The sequence below is a fragment of the Candidatus Omnitrophota bacterium genome, from assembly GCA_040755155.1.
Taxonomy (GTDB): Bacteria; Hinthialibacterota; Hinthialibacteria; order Hinthialibacterales; family Hinthialibacteraceae; genus JBFMBP01.
On sequence record JBFMBP010000134.1, the window covers coordinates 47,653 to 63,233 of the forward strand.

Here is a 15,581-nt window from a genome sequence, read left to right on the forward strand (position 1 = left end):
TGTTCCAACGATTCAAGCCGATACAGCGGATTGCGGCCATTTTGATAAGTGTATACTGAACCTATAGGAAAGGGTATGGTTTGGAAGAAGGAGGCGGATATTTATCTTGTCTCCTGAAGATGGGAATAATAAAAATGTATGGAAATAGATTATCAGACAAGCACATTAGCATTTTTCAGCGGCTTCATCCACGGCGCCGCGTCTGGGTGGATTTGGAGATAGGCGACGATGCGCTCCAGACCGAGGCGGCGGAACGTATAGCCCATGCTTTCGGAGGGATTCAGTCTTTCCGCTTCGTAAAGCGAAAAGAGGGCGGCGGTTACTTTAGCCACATTCTCGCGGGGGACGGAACGCAGGTATTGCGTTTCTCCTTCCATGAGATAGCCGCCTTGATGGCGCGCGTCTTCCGTTCCGAACAGTTTCAGGGCGTAGCGGTCCCTGCCGGAGCCAATCCAGCCGATGACTTTGGTGGCAGGCCGCGAGCATTGGCGTTCGCAGCCGCTGACTCCGATGGATTCTTTTAAATAGCCCCAGTTCATCGCATCCAATTGATCGATCAGTTCGGGAAGGAAGCGTTCGGAGTCGGTATAGGTCAAGGGGCATGTGGGCAAACCGACGCAAGCGACGGAATGCCGCCTCAGAGAGGAGAAGGGAACGCCGTTATAATAACCGTAGCCGTATTCCTCTAACGACCGTTCGAAATCCAGTTTCTCGCTGGCCGCGATGTTGATGAAGAGCAGGTCTTGATTGGGCGTAATGACGATTTGGGCGTTGTAGCGGCGCAATAGGGCGGGGATCATCTCCTTCAAACGCCCATAGCCGTCATTGACGATGCGTCCCGTAGGGATGTGCGCGCCGTAAGACCAGAGGCCGTTGGTGGGCTGCCGCGTCCAGCCGTGATGCAGATGGCGGTCCCCGATATTGAGATCGGGCCGGGGCGGATCGAAGGCGATTCCGCAATGGCGCAATTCCTGCTGGAACCACTCCATTCCTTGCACCTTCAGCGTGTATTTGATGCGCGCCCAATGGCGGTTGCAACGGTCTCCCCATTCCTGATGGATGGCGACGACGGCGTCAAGGCCGGCGATGAGGTTTTCTTTCGTAAAAACACCGAGCGGCTGCGCCAGGGAAGACATTGTGGCCTTGCCGTTCTTTTCGCCCTGCCCGCCGCCGATATAGACCTGGTAAGCGCTAATTTTCCCGTTTTCGTAAATTGGGGCAACGCCCATATCATTGTTCAAAATTTCCACGCAATTGTCCGGGATCGGTTCTCCCGTCTCTTCATGGATATGGATGGCGGAGAAGGCAATTTTGAACTTGCGGTTCAAGAGTTGGGGTCCGTATTGAAAATGCCCGTCTTCCGTACTCTCCGCCGGCGCGTTGGAATCGGATGTCCGGCGATAGGAGGTATCAATCTCGAAAATGTGGATATGCGGCGCCATATCCAGCCGAAAATATTTCCCCGCCTTTTGGGCCATCGCGTTGGCGTCGAAGAGGTTGGAGTGCAAAGAGAGGGGGCAGGCCATGACGTTGCGCGTATTGTCGCCGCAGCCATTGAGAGTATAGAAGCCCGATTGCGCGATTTTCTTCGTCGCCGGGATTAAATCTTCCTTTTTCACCCAATGAAATTGGATGTTTTGCCGCGTGGTCAGGCGCAGCGAGGGCGCTTGTTCGTCGCTGAAGGAATATTGTTCGGCGATTTCGTCCAGGATGCGCCATTGCTCCAGATTGAGCGGGCCGCCGCCGGGGATGGTAACGCGCATCATATAGCGCCAATCGTTTTCCTCGCCGCTTTTGGCGCGCGTATTCTGGACGTAGATGCCGTGGGACTTAATGATGGCATCATTTTCGCTGAATAAATGGTCAGTTGTCAGATCGTTCAGATCTTCCTTGAGCGAACCATAATGGGCTTGCCCATAGCGTTCGTAAAAGACGCGTTTTTGTTTTTCCTGTTCGTTGAACTTTTCGAAAGGCGTTTTTAGAATGGGATTGAAATTAGCCATTATTTTTTCCTTGGTTTATTGTCTATATAAATTGTAGAATACATTTATTTTAGCATTAATCAAGGGAAAAACAAGAAGTTATCGAAAATATTTGAAAAAAGAAGGGAATATTTTATAAATAATTTTGTTTCTTAAATATTATAATATGAATATTTTAAAATACGGGAGAGAGGAATGATGGAATCTCTTCATATTCCTCCGATCTTGGATGGATCTTTACTTTAAATTTGGATGAATCGTTCATAAACGGAAATTGGCGCTTCATAATCTTGTTGCGTTTCTGATTTCAAGAAAAAATGAATCCGGAGAAAAATGATGAGACTGCCGCGATCCTTTACGGACGAACAACGAAAGGAATTGAGGGAAAGCCTAAAGAACGCGAAGAGCAAAGATGAGTATTTGCGCATTCAATGCGTATGGCTGTTAGCGTTATTGAACCTGACGCCGTATCAAATCGCCGAGACTCTAGGGTTGAGCGTCAGCCGGGTCAAACAAATTCAGGGAAGATATTTCCGCGAGGGAATGCAAGCGTTGCTAGATTGCAGTCTCTGCGGTCGGCGGCGATAAAACTAAATTAGAAAAACTTTAACAGTTTACCCGATTGAAGAGAAATCCTTATTTTTAAGCCCTGAAAGGGCGAAATAAGATAGCCCAGGCCAACGGCCTGGGAACAGGATCAACAAAAACCTTAAGCCCTGAAAGGGCGAAATAATAAATTCGTATTTCTTCTCTTCATACGGCTAAATAGTTACAAACATTATATGGCGGTTCATTTTGCTCTACATCCGAAAGCCTGTCACTCGCGACGCATCTGGGAATTGTTTGAGAATAAGAATTTGAATAGCAAGAAACAAAGCGTCTCCCGAAATAACATCTTCCCGCCGCCCTCGAATTATCGTGAGAGCGGCGGGGGAGTCTATTCCATGAGCATGGCTTCGTTCTTAGTGCAGCATCCAATCCTGCACATTAGTGTCGCCTGACAGGTTAATGAACTTGGCGCTGTTGGGCGCGAGCGGCAGCTGGCCGTCGTTCAAGCGCGTGAGGGTGGAGTCTACGCCGATCCACAGGGCTTTGGCTTCGGCGCTTTTACGCTTCATGGGCACGGTAATGAGTGCGCTTGCGCCTCCCGCCATCGGTTGGCTCAATGCGCCGCCGATTAATAACAAGCCGGGGTTTTGTTCGTTAGTTAGCAGCAGACCCGCTTCGGGATTTAGCCAGTTGACGTTATCCTCGTCCACTTCCAAACTTTCGGGATCGTAGCGCAGCGCCAACCTTAGCCCGCACAGTTCCGCCGCTTCGTCGATGGAGAAGGTCAGCGTCCACGAATCGCCGTTGGGCGCGGCGATAGCCGAGAGTGTTCGCCCCGCGTTGCCTCGTCCGCGAGACGCCGCTTTGCCCGATTGATGTTCATCCGGACCCCAATCATTTTGGTTCGTATCCGCTGGGAAATGGGGGAGCAGCAGCGCGTAGTATTGCAACACCAGCGAAGCGTCCCACGTTCCCGCCTCGCCGTCCCAGTTGACATCCGCCGCCGGGGGGAAGCCCAGCGGATTGATGGGATAAACGTATTCGGGATACTGCGCCGGGGGATAACCGGGGAAGCTGTCGATCAGGCTGATATCGTATTGCAACAAGAGGTAGGCGTCCACCGAGCCTACGATGAGGTTGTCGTTGAGGTCGCCCCACAAGTAAGGAACCTGCATCACGATCTTGAACGTCGCCGTGGCGGAGGAATTGACGCCGCCATTCGCCAGGCCGCCGTTATCGTATAACGACGTCGAAACGTTGACCACGCCGTGCGCTCCTGCCGCGGGCGTGAAGGTCAGCGTTCCTGTGGCGTTAATGACTGGCTGCGACGCGAACAGGATGTTTTGATCGTTCAGCGTCAGGAAGGTTCGGGTTTGCGACGCCTCGTCGGGCGGTCCCGCCGAGATGGCTGTCGCCCAGTTAACAAATGTATGGGTGAAGCCCGCCGTGGCGTTGAGCACCTCCACCGTCGCCCCGGCAATGAACGACGGCGCATCGTTCACCGGCGTTACCGTTACGTTGAAATTGCGGTAGAGGACGTTGTCGTCGGGAGGAGCCGCACCGCCGTCGTCTTGCAGTTTTAACATAATGACAGCGACGCCGTTGGCATTGGGCAGCGGCTTATAGCGCAGCGTGGCCGTGCTTTGCGGCGAGGTATATTCCACCGTAACGCTGGGGATGAGCGCGGGAGCGCTCGAGGAAGCCGACAGGATCAGGATTTGGCTCAATTCGGGATCGCCGTCGCCGATGCCGCTGAGAAGAACAGTCTGCTCGGTGGCGTCTTCGAGAATGGCGGCGGGATCGGAAATGGCATTCATAGTCGGCTCGTCGTTCACCGGAATTACGGTCACGATAAAGGAGCGGGTGACCATATTGACGTTGGGCGGAGCGCCGCCGCCCGTATCCGTCACCGTGACGGTGATCGTCGCCGAGCCGTTGGCGTTGAGTGCGGAAGCGTAGAGCAGGCTGCCGTAATCGTTGGGCGACGCATAGGCCACGGTGACGCTGGGGATAAGGCTGAGGTTGCTGGAGGTGGCCGATACGATCAGAGGTTGCACGATTTCGGGATCGCCGTCACCGATGGAGGCCAGCGTTACCGACTGCACGCCGGAGTCTTCATAGATGGGTAGCGGATTGGAAATCGCCGCCAGCGTGGGAGCATCGTTCACTGCATCCACCGTGATGACGAAGGTTTGGGGCGTGGATGAATCCACGCCGCCGTTGGCGACTCCGCCGTCGTCATGCAGTGTGGCGGTAACCCAAGCGACGCCGTTGGCGTTGAGCGCGGGAGTATAGGTAAGCGTTCCCGTGGCGCTGACGGCGGGCGTGGCCGAAAACAGCGATGGATTGTTAGTCTCCATAATGAATGTAAGCGCCTGGTAGGATTCATAAGCCGGTCCCGCTGCAATGTTAGTCGCCCAATTAATGACCGCTTGCGGCCCGCAGTCTTCCGAGACGGTTTGATCGGGACCTTTGGTAAAGTAGGGCGCATGGTTGGCGCCGAGAACCGTCGCGTTCCAACTCTGCAAATCGACGGCGATGGCGTCCTCGTTGAGACTGGTCAAGGAGGCGTTGTAAGACACTGTCATCGTCGTGAAGTCGGGCAGCGCGCTATTGACAAGCAGGCGGAATTTCATCAACGCCCCGCTGACGGAAGGCAGGGACGACCCGGCGCTGGCGCAAGTAAAGATCAACTGATTCGACGCCGTGGCGTTGTTGACGATCAGGCTGTACCAGCCGCTTTCGGTCAAAGTCCCCATCTTCGTCGCCGAGCCGGGAACGTAAGTTATTTTACTAGGATCGTAATCCAAAGCCAGCCGATACCCCACAATCCCCGAAGCGTCCGATACCCGCGCCGCGATCTCCACCTCCTGCCCTCGGTAGACGTTGATATTTGTCGGTTCTAGGGTGAGGGTGGGATTATCAAATGATGACGAAATTGTGAAATTGTTATCGCTTACATCAATAATAGAATCATCGGTAACGCTTGATATTTTCACCATGCACGCCGTTGAAGGAGTATTAGGAATTGTCCATGAATAGCTGCCGCTAAGGAGAACAGGAGCAGCGATGAGATTCCATGACGTTCCATTGTCTATACTATACGACATACTCACAGAAGCAATAACGGAATAATAATTTTTAGCGGAATAGGCAATGTTGTGCGTCGTACCTGCTTGCCATGTTTCCCCGCCGTTGGGAGAGACGATTTGTAAGGAGAGGGATTCATATGTCATCTTCCTTATACTGTGAATATCCGATATATAGAGATTGCCAGCTGGGTTTAAACAAATGCCTTGTGGGAAATATAAAAGAGCATTTATGGCGGGACCGCCATCGCCATTGTATGCATCGATGTATCCACCGACTCCAGTTCCTGCTATGTTAGTGATGATTCCGCATGCATTCACCATCCGTATCCTATTATTCGTCGAAATATAGAGATTTCCCGTCGCGTCCATGCATATGCCATTAGGAATATACAGTGAAGCGCTCACAGCGGGGCCGCCATCGCCGCTGTAGCCCCAAGTTCCATTTCCCGCTATTGTGGTAATAATGCCGCTTAGATTCACCATCCGTATACGGCTATTATGCGAATCGGCAATATAGAGATTTCCCGAAGCATCTACGCATACGCTAGTTGGCCGACTCAAAGAAGCGCTCGTGGCGGGGCCGCCGTCGCCGCTGTTTCCAGAAGTTCCATTTCCCGCTACCGTGGTGATAATGCCGCTTGGATTCACCATTCGTATTCGATTATTATAATAATCCGCAATATAGAGATTTCCCGTCGCGTCCACGCATATGCCATCAGGAATATACAGTGAAGCGCTCACAGCGGGGCCGCCATCGCCGCTGTAGCCCCAAGTTCCATTTCCCGCTATTGTGGTAATAATGCCGCTTAGATTCACCATCCGAATACGGCTATTATACGAATCGGCAATATAGAGATTGCCCATAGCTTCAACAAATACGCCAGATGGGTTTTTAAAAGAAGCGCTCGTGGCGGGACCGCCATCGCCGCTGTATCCATAAGTTCCATTTCCCGCCACCGTGGTGATAATGCCGCTGGGATTCACCATCCGTATACGGTTATTATACATATCGGCAATATATAGATTGCCCGCCGCGTCCGCGCATACGCCGTCTGGTTGGTTTCCCAAAGTAGCGCTGGTGGCAAGGCCGCCATCGCCGCTGTAGCCATAAGTTCCATTTCCCGCCATAGCGTAAATGTATCTTGGCTTTATGGAAAAATATCCATCGCTCTCATCAATCGCAACGCCATCGGATGCATTAGCGATCTTCACAAGGCACGTTGTGGATGAAACATCGGGCAAAAACCACGTGTACGCGCCATTCGCCGCCGTCGAAGCGGAAAGGGGAATCCAAGAAACGCCAGCATCGACGCTGTAACTGATGCTAACGGATGCGATCCCCGTCGCCGCGTAAACGATGGAGTTATGAGTCCCCGCCTGGCAAACCTCGCCGCCGTTGGGAGATAAAATTTTCAGTTGTGCAGGATTAATCGTGAAATTGTTATCGCTTACGTCGAAATTATTATTAGCATAGTTATTATTACCATAGCTGGCTTTAATAAGACATTGGTTTGACGACACATCGGGAATCTGCCAGGAGTAGGGCAGACTGGCGGTCGGATAGAAAGTAACAATCGTATTCCATGACGTTCCTGCGTTTATGCTATATTCCAACGTAACGCTTGAAATGGTTGGCGAGGCCGAGCATACGATGTCATGCGTCGTCCCCGAATGCCAAACTTCCCCACCATTGGGGGAAACAAGCCGCGTTTGAATGGATGGAGTCCCCCAAATTCTATAGTTGTCGAATTGACCACTATTGCCTTCTCCGCCGCTTAATTGAATGAAGTTCGTTAATGGATTGAAACCATTGGAAAATACCCAAACCTGCGTTCCATTGACGCTGAATGTTACATTCGTTCCATCATCCGTGATCAACAAATGAGCATACGAGCCTGATGGTTTTGCTATTTGTCCATTTGCGAAGGTTTGCGTGGCGCCATTTTGTTCAACGAATCCGCTGGTTTTGATTACGCTATTGTCATTTTCCACATAAAAAGTGCAACCCAATCCATTTTGCGCTTCGTTATAAGGGGCCGCATTCGTTCCGTCCGCCCGCGTATAAACAATCGCCGTTCCTCCTAATTCATTATATGTTTGCATTAACCAATCGAACTCGATCCTAATAGGATTGCTTGGCGATGGATCGAATTGATCCCTGGTTACTAAGTATCCGCGCCCTGTTGTAGTCAACACGCCTCCAGATTCAGACACGCTCCCCAATGTCGTCCAGTAGGTGGAGTTAATAGCGCCGTCATTAAAGTTATCGAGAATATAAAAGAGAGGGAGTTGGATAGTAAAACAATTATCGCTTATGTCGCAAGTCGTTGCAGAAGCGGCATCGCCTACAGCAATGAGACATTGCGTGGAAGAAGCGTAGGGAATGGACCAGGCATAAGTACCGCTTGCAGGCGTCGATGCCGTGATCGAATTCCATGTCGCTCCAGCGTTTAAACTTAATGCCAAACTCACAGAGGTGATCGATGATGTAGCAGAATAGACGATGTTCTTCATTATCCCTGGCTGCCAAACCTCGCCGCCGTTGGGGGAAGTAATTTTTAAAGGAAGATTAATATCCCATAATTTCGCCAAACCATCTCCGCCTCCAGTTAATATCTTGGAACCATCGGGAGAAAATGCTACGGAAAGGACGTAGGTAGTGTGGCCGGAATAAGTATGGACTAATTGTCCCGTTGAAATATCCCATAGTTTTGATATTTGATCGCTGCCCCCCGTTAACACCTTTGTCCCATCTGGAGAGAAAGCAACTGAACGTACTATGTTTGGTTCGGTGAAGGTCCGAATTAATTGACCGGTATTTGTATTCCATAACTTGGCGGTATGATCCGCGCTTCCAGTTAGTATCTTTGTTCCATCCAGCGAAAATGCCAAAGAACCAACCCAATCGGAATGTCCAGAAAAAGTGCGGATTTCTTGACCCGTATTAGCATCCCACAATTTTGCCGTTCGATCATCGCTTCCCGTCAATACTTTTGATCCGTCAGGTGAAAACAAGACAGCGCATAAATAATTGGAATGACCAGAAAAAGTTCGTATTAATTGCCCTGTGTTCACATCTCCTAACTTAGCGGTCATATCAGTGCTGCAAGTAACTACTTTTGTTCCATCCGGCGAATAATCAACAGATACTATCCAATTATTATGCCAAGAAAAAGTACGGATTGTTTGTCCTGTACTAATATCCCACAATTTCGCCGTCCAATCCCTACCTCCTGAAAGGATTTTTGTTCCGTCTGGAGAAAATTTTACGGAATAAACTAGGGCGGTATGTCCTGAGAAATTGCGAATTAAAGCGCCCGTATTCGCATCCCATAACTTCACTGTCGAATCATCATATCCAGTTAAAATCTTAGTCCCATCCGGCGAAAACGCTACGGAGTTAACATTCCCAGCATTACCATTAAAGGTAAGGATGGGTACGTCGGCAACAGCAGGCAGTCCAAAGCCAATGATTATAATTGCAGCCAACCATAATGAAAAAAACTTCGAATTGGAATTGTAACGCATGGAAAACCTCCTTGATAATGAAATAGTGAAAAAAAATTTCTGATTTACCTTTAAATTTAGCTATGAAATGACTTGTCCTAAAAAATAAACCTGATCCGTCCATCCTGGCAGCGTTTGCCCGTTGCTCAACGAATCGTAATTCTCATCAACTAAAATTACCGCTGACGCTTGCAGTGAAAAAAAGACCCCCACGACCGCTAGAATAAGACTTGTCCCATTCATGATACAGCCTCCTTATATATAAAGCCTCCTTATATATAAATTGAACATCAAACGATTTTAAAATTTAAATCCGTTATCTAAATGCAGTAAAAACATCCCTTCGTGTGAACTATTTGTCTATTAGTTTTATTCGCCTACCATTCTCACCGCTCCGATATTTTCGAAGGGGCCGTAGAACGCTGGTTTGCCTTGCTGCTTGATGGCGTAGACTCGGAATTCGTATCGATGGCCTAACTCAGGGCCGTTGCGGAAAGCGGGGGCTACGCTTGCATTTCCCGCTTTCCATTCCAGGTAAACGCTTGCTTTATCGATTCGGCCTAAATATTGGTATGAACCTGTCTGGTTGATTCTTGTATAGAGATGGAATTCTTTTACATTGTTTCGATCGATATCCGTTGGATCGAATGCCCAGCGGATTACCAGATCGCGTTGATCGGCGGGATCGGCGTCTTGGCCGTTGCTTAAATCTACTAATGTCAAAAGCGTATCCGTTACCGTTACGATGGGGAGATATTCAACGGGGCCGGGGTTAGCAAACGGACCTAAAATATTCGGCGTTCCAGTCTTCTTAACTGCATAGATTTTGAATTGATAATCATGGCCAAACTCTGGACCGTTACGGAAAGCTTGCGCCAAGCGCGGCGTTCCCTTTTTCCAGAGCAATTTTTGCGCCGCGCCGCTGCCTGCGGCTCCGAGGAAGGAATAATTTTCGCTTTCGTCAATATTTACATATACATGAATATCTTTGAGCATCGATGCATCGATGTTAGTTTGGGTAAAATCCCAGCCAATCGCCAATTCGCGTTGATTGGGATCGTCGTGGTCTTGGCTGTTGCTGATATCCGCATCCGATGAATCGTTATCCGCAACGTACACTTTCGGCGTTGGAACCGGCGTGGGGGTGGGCGTGGGCGTCGATCCCGGCGGCGGCGCTTCTTGCAGGAATAATACCGGCCCAGCGTTTTCCAAGGGGCCGTAAATCGGCGGCGCGCTACTTTTGACGGCGTAGACGCGGAATTCATAGGCAATGTCGAATTGCGGTCCGCTGCGGAACGCCGATGCGATCAGCGCATTTCCCGGCTTCCATTCAAGATAGGCTGCGGTTCCGCTTCCCGTTTGGCCGAGATAACGATAAACGCCTTGGCTGTTGATTCTGACGTAAGCATGGAAATTGGTTACTTGGGTAAGATCGATATCGGTGGAATCGAATGTCCATCGAATCGCCAAGGAGCGGTCGGACTCGTAATCGCGGTCTTGGCCGTTGCTAAGGTCTTCGGTTGTTGCGATGGAATCCGTGATCGTAATCATAGGAAGAAACAAAACGGGGCCGTCATTCGCGAAAGGACCGAAAGACGGAGGATTGCCTCCATGTTTTTTAATAGGATATATCTTGAATTGATAGGCGCCGCCGAACTGCGGTCCGTCCCGGAACGTAGGGGCCAGGTTTGGCCCCCATTGTCTCCAAACAAGTTGGGTCATATTTCCGCTGGGAGCGCGCCCGAGAAAGGCGTAATCGCCGCCGCCGTTTTTCACATAGACATGCGTTTCTTTTATGTCTTGAGGATCGACGCCCGCTCGAGAAATATCCCACTGGACAACCAATACTCTTCCATTCGCTGGATCGTGATCTTGGCCGTTGCTAATGTCGTCGTTGGACGATTCGTTATCCGAGACGAAAACGATGGGCGGCGGACGCTTGATCTTGATCGAGCCATGATGCAGCGAGACGGGAATCGCTCCGTCATTGAGCCGGGAAACTTTCGATCCTGTTGTTTTAAAATTCAAAGAAATGGTTTGGCTGGCGGCGTTTTCTTTTATTTTTAATTGGAATGTTACTAATACGCCTTCTCCACTTAGCGGCGACATTCCCGAACCGTTGATGAGCACTAATCCAGCTATGGGATTTGAAAGGTCGGAGTTCGTCGAGGCATTGTTCTCGAATGACGCCCAACCGTCCGCCATGGTTCCCGTGACGGAGGAACTGCCGTTAACGTATTCCAAGGGATAATCGGCGGAGAAATTGGGCAGGTCGATGACAATGCGGAAGCCGACAACGCCTTGTCCCTCGCTGAGGCGTACTTGAATCGTCAACGTCTCGCCAGGCGCCGCTTCCAAATCCGGTAGAGATAATTCCCGCGTTTGGGCATGGGCGGAAACAACAGCAAAAAGCATAAGCGCAGTTAGTAATACTAATTTCGGTAATTGATAATGATTTAGAGAAATTGGATGAGTCATTTATCGCCCCCTTTAGTTTTTGATGGAGTTAATGCTTCTCGGAAATAATTATCAATACAACCTATTCAAAATTATAGACATAAATACAGATATTATTGGAAGTATAACGCAGAAATATCAAATGTAACGTTTTGTTAATTACGCCGAATAAATTCTAACTGTAAGGATTATATCAATATATTCCAGCAATTAAATTTCATTGTAAAGAGCAGAATGATATTTATTTATAAAAAAAATATCATTCTAATGCAACATCAACAATATTAGCATCTAGTTGAATTTAATGAATTTGCGATTATGATTCTGAAATTTATGTGATTGAAGTCCGATAAAGATAGGCAAGAACTGTTACTATTTGATATAATTCTTCACCCTTAGACTCTGCCAGAAGGCGAAGGAGAGCAGAGGCCGTATCATGTATTGCAAAACTATCGAAATCGGATTTAATTTAGTTCTTATCGGTTCTCATTATTGGATACGAATGCTAGAATAGAGAAAATTGAGATTCGATAAGAAAAAACAGTACTCATAGAGAATCAAAATGCAGTTGAACGTCCACGAGGTTTCGCAATTACTAAGCGTCTCGGATAAAACGATTTATCGCTGGGTGAGCCAGGGCGAAATCCCCGCCTACAAATTTAAAGATCAATATCGTTTCAACGAAGCGGAAATTCTGGAATGGGCGGTTATCCGGAAAATCAATATCTCGCCAAAGCTATTCGAAACGCCGGAAGCGAAGAATTTCGTAAATCCATCGCTCGCCGAAGTATTGCGGAATGGCGGTATATTTTTTCGGTTGGAAGGAACCGATTTTCGATCGGCGGTCGGGTCTCTTATTAAAGCGCTGCCGCTTTTCGATGAAACGGTGCGGCAATTTCTGTTGGAAAGTTACTGGGCACGCGAAGAACTCAACTCGACGGCGATCGGCGATGGGATCGCCATTCCCCATTCGCGCGTTCGCGTGGTTCCTTATATCGTGCGTCCTATGGCGGCCCTTGGATTTCTAGAAGAACCCGTCGATTTCAAAGCCTTGGATGGCCAGCCCGTCCGGATATTGTTCACGGTGTTAAGTCCCTATTTGCAGGCCCATCTGCATGTTCTTTCCCGTTTTCTGTTGGCTTTGAGGGACGCTGGCTTCCGAGAGGCTCTTCGCAAACAGGAATTGCGGGAAACGATATTGAGCCATTGCCGCCGCATCGACGAAAGTATTGACCGCGCAAAGAATCCGAATTAGTAAGCCGCGAAGGATAAAATCGTTTTATTTCATAGGAATGCTTACATGCAATACACGGTTCAAGATGCCGCTCGACTTTTGAATGTTTCGGAAGAGACCATTTATCGTTTCATACGCGAGGAGCATTTCCCCGCCGTTCAGTTTAACGATCGCTATCATATCAACCGCCAACGTCTCATCGAATGGGCGCATGAGCGCCATCTACCTCTCGTTGTCGAAATGGAAGAGCGTTTGCCGTCGTTGGATAGCGCGCTCGCCGCAGGCGATGTTTTGCATCATGTCGAGGGAGAAACGAAGCGTGATGTTCTACGGGCGGTTACGGAGCGTATGCCGCTTCCCGAGAGCGTAGACCGCGAGTTTCTTTTCGAGATGATCTGGTCTCGCGAACAATTAGGCTCCACCGGTTTTGGAAAAGGCATCGCGATTCCTCACGCCCGGCGTCCCATCATGCTGGATGCGGAGCGTTCCTCCATGACAGTGGCGTTCCTCAAAAAGCCGGTGGATTTCCATGCGGCGGATGGACAGCCGGTGAGCGTTCTCTTTTTGCTGGTAACCTCCACAATCCGCCTACACCTGCATTTGTTGGCTAGGTTAGGGAACGCCTTGAACGACGGCGAGTTTCTGCGGTTGATTCGGACGCAATCGGATAAAGAAGCTTTGCTGGCAAGGTTGCATGAGTTGGAGTATTCCCCAAAGAATCCTGTTTCTTTCTCCTGACCGGATAGATCGATCCCAACAAAAAATTACGCAAGGGAAAAAGGATGCGTTAAATGATCGGGCCGTGTTTTTTGATATCGTGGTCGGTTTTAGCCGCCAGCGGCGTTCCTTCTTTGTTCATGTCTCGCGAGCGGAATGCGGGACAATGGACGGCGTTTATCATGAACGTCATCGGCTCGGCGGCGGGTTTGTACGCTTCCTTCGCGGTTTTGCTGACCAGAACGGAAATAGCTTGGAGTTTTTCTTGGACGATGCCAGGAGGACCGCTTCTGCTAACGATCGACGCTCTTTCCGCGGCATTCATGATTCCCGTCTTACTGCTATCGGCGTTGAATTCTCTTTATGGATTGGCGTATTGGAAGCAAAGCGAAAATCCGGGAAATGGCCGCCAACTGCGTTTCTACTACGGCATAATGGCCGCGGCCATGCTGGCTTTAACCGCAGCTCGTCACGGCGTCTTTTTTCTCATCGCCTGGGAAATCATGGCTTTGTCCGGTTATTTTTTGTTAACCGCGCAGGATGACGACGAGAAGGCAAGGGAAGCGGGTTGGATCTATTTCGTCGCCGCGCATTTTAGCACGCTGGTCCTATTCGCGTTTTTCGCTCTGTACGGAGCGGCGCATGGATCGTTGATTATGGAACGCATCGGCGGGGGGACGATCGATTCTTCTACCGCCAATGCTTTATTTTTGCTGGCGTTGTTGGGTTTTGGCGTTAAAGCGGGTTTATTTCCCGTTCACGGCTGGCTGCCTCCCGCCCATGCGAACGCTCCCAGCCATATCTCCGCCTTCTTTTCCGGCGTATTCATCAAGATGGGAGTTTATGGCGTCATACGGGCGGCTTGGATGTTTTCGGATCCGCCGGTTTGGTGGGGAATGTTGGTTCTCGCGTTGGGGATGACTTCGGGATTGTTGGGCGTAATTTACGCCATCGGACAGCACGATATCAAACGATTGCTGGCTTATCACAGCATCGAAAATATAGGAATTATTTTTCTCGGCGTAGGATTGGGATTGATCGGAATTCATTATCGGCAGAATGCCTTGGTTGCGCTGGGTTTTGCGGGAGCGGTTCTGCATGTCTGGAATCACGGATTATTCAAGTCGCTGCTTTTTTTATCCGCCGGTTCTGCGATTCATGCTGTGCATACTCGCGAAATCGACCGACTCGGCGGACTGGCGAAACGAATGCCTTGGACTTCCCTTGGATTTCTGATTGGAGCGGCGGCCATTAGCGGATTGCCGCCCTTGAATGGTTTTGTCAGCGAACTGGCGATTTACCTTGGACTTTTTCATTCTCTTCATACTGCCGCGTCTCCTTCCCTTGGCATGGCAGTCCTGTCGATCGCGTCTCTGGCCTTTATCGGCGGATTGGCCGCCGCCTGTTTCGTCAAAGTCTATGGGATTGTCTTTTTAGGCGAGCCGCGCACTCCATCCGCGCAGCAAGCCAAGGAATCAAGTCTCTTCATGACGGTTCCACTGATGGTATTGGTTTTCTTCTGTTTCGCCATTGGTTTATTTCCCATTCTTGTTACTCCGCTGCTGGATTCCGTCGTTACTTTGTGGAGCGGAGATGTCGAACCATTGGCTAGGCTCGTCCCGTTGAAGGGACTGACTGCGATCGGCGTCGTCCTTTGTCTTGCGATTTTTACGGCGCTTCTCTATTTGAGAAAAGTACGAAATTTATTCCCCCACGAGGAGATTGGAACTTGGGATTGCGGATATGTTCGTCCCCAAGCGCGAATGCAATATACCGCCTCATCGTTCGCGCAAATGATCGTCGACTTCTTCGGATGGATTCTTTGGCCGGTTAAAAAAGAACCCGTCCTTCGCGAACTTTTTCCGGAAGCGAGTTCTTTCCACAGCCGCGTTCCCGATGCGATTATGGATCGAGGGATTCTGCCGTTCTTTCGTATTCTTTCCAATTGGATCGAATCGTTGAAGGCGTTTCAAAGCGGGATATTGCAGGTCTATATACTCTACATTTTTCTGACGCTGTTTATTCTCTTGATTTTTATTTGAA

8 protein-coding genes are annotated in these 15,581 nt (G+C 49.7%); 4 read left to right on the forward strand and 4 right to left on the reverse strand.

All coding sequences use genetic code 11. From position 1 onward, the window contains the following. Positions 1 to 152 precede the first annotated feature (152 nt). Positions 153 to 2,003 carry a nitrite/sulfite reductase gene (locus AB1656_19740; protein MEW6237622.1) on the reverse strand — a complete coding sequence of 617 codons (1,851 nt, stop codon included), beginning with the start codon at positions 2,001 to 2,003 and terminating at the stop codon, positions 153 to 155. A 312-nt stretch (positions 2,004 to 2,315) separates the two neighbouring features. On the opposite strand from AB1656_19740, the gene AB1656_19745 reads away from it, so the two are divergent. Then, positions 2,316 to 2,570 carry a helix-turn-helix domain-containing protein gene (locus tag AB1656_19745; GenBank protein ID MEW6237623.1) on the forward strand — a complete coding sequence of 85 codons (255 nt, stop codon included), beginning with the start codon at positions 2,316 to 2,318 and terminating at the stop codon, positions 2,568 to 2,570. 374 nt (positions 2,571 to 2,944) lie between these two features. Here AB1656_19745 and AB1656_19750 read toward each other — a convergent pair whose 3' ends face one another. The 3 genes from AB1656_19750 to AB1656_19760 form a co-directional block, all read right to left on the reverse strand. Next, the gene (locus AB1656_19750) at positions 2,945 to 9,151 is read right to left on the reverse strand and encodes a cohesin domain-containing protein (protein MEW6237624.1); all 6,207 of its coding nucleotides are present in this window, start codon (positions 9,149 to 9,151) and stop codon (positions 2,945 to 2,947) included. A 60-nt stretch (positions 9,152 to 9,211) separates the two neighbouring features. After that, positions 9,212 to 9,373, reverse strand: a complete 162-nt coding sequence (locus tag AB1656_19755; GenBank protein MEW6237625.1) for a hypothetical protein — start codon at positions 9,371 to 9,373, stop codon at positions 9,212 to 9,214. A gap of 126 nt (positions 9,374 to 9,499) precedes the next feature. Continuing rightward, complete coding sequence (locus tag AB1656_19760; protein MEW6237626.1) at positions 9,500 to 11,608, reverse strand: hypothetical protein; 2,109 nt, start codon at positions 11,606 to 11,608, stop codon at positions 9,500 to 9,502. 541 nt (positions 11,609 to 12,149) lie between these two features. On the opposite strand from AB1656_19760, the gene AB1656_19765 reads away from it, so the two are divergent. From AB1656_19765 to AB1656_19775, 3 genes are read left to right on the forward strand one after another with little or no spacing between them, the layout of a single operon-like run. Further along, complete coding sequence (locus AB1656_19765) at positions 12,150 to 12,842, forward strand: PTS sugar transporter subunit IIA (protein ID MEW6237627.1); 693 nt, start codon at positions 12,150 to 12,152, stop codon at positions 12,840 to 12,842. A gap of 45 nt (positions 12,843 to 12,887) precedes the next feature. After that, positions 12,888 to 13,559 (forward strand): PTS sugar transporter subunit IIA, encoded by a 672-nt coding sequence (locus tag AB1656_19770; protein MEW6237628.1) that lies wholly within the window; start codon positions 12,888 to 12,890, stop codon positions 13,557 to 13,559. A 53-nt stretch (positions 13,560 to 13,612) separates the two neighbouring features. Continuing rightward, entirely contained in the window at positions 13,613 to 15,580 is a 1,968-nt protein-coding gene (locus tag AB1656_19775; GenBank protein ID MEW6237629.1) for a proton-conducting transporter membrane subunit, read from the forward strand. Position 15,581: the final 1 nt, after the last annotated feature.

What these genes read in the sequence shown, in the direction of transcription:
- AB1656_19740 (MEW6237622.1), bottom strand. Translation starts at nt 2,003, where the DNA reads ATGGCTAATTTCAATCCCATTCTAAAAACGCCTTTCGAAAAGTTCAAC.
- AB1656_19745 (MEW6237623.1), top strand. Translation starts at nt 2,316, where the DNA reads ATGATGAGACTGCCGCGATCCTTTACGGACGAACAACGAAAGGAATTG.
- AB1656_19750 (MEW6237624.1), bottom strand. Translation starts at nt 9,151, where the DNA reads ATGCGTTACAATTCCAATTCGAAGTTTTTTTCATTATGGTTGGCTGCA.
- AB1656_19755 (MEW6237625.1), bottom strand. Translation starts at nt 9,373, where the DNA reads ATGAATGGGACAAGTCTTATTCTAGCGGTCGTGGGGGTCTTTTTTTCA.
- AB1656_19760 (MEW6237626.1), bottom strand. Translation starts at nt 11,608, where the DNA reads ATGACTCATCCAATTTCTCTAAATCATTATCAATTACCGAAATTAGTA.
- AB1656_19765 (MEW6237627.1), top strand. Translation starts at nt 12,150, where the DNA reads ATGCAGTTGAACGTCCACGAGGTTTCGCAATTACTAAGCGTCTCGGAT.
- AB1656_19770 (MEW6237628.1), top strand. Translation starts at nt 12,888, where the DNA reads ATGCAATACACGGTTCAAGATGCCGCTCGACTTTTGAATGTTTCGGAA.
- AB1656_19775 (MEW6237629.1), top strand. Translation starts at nt 13,613, where the DNA reads ATGATCGGGCCGTGTTTTTTGATATCGTGGTCGGTTTTAGCCGCCAGC.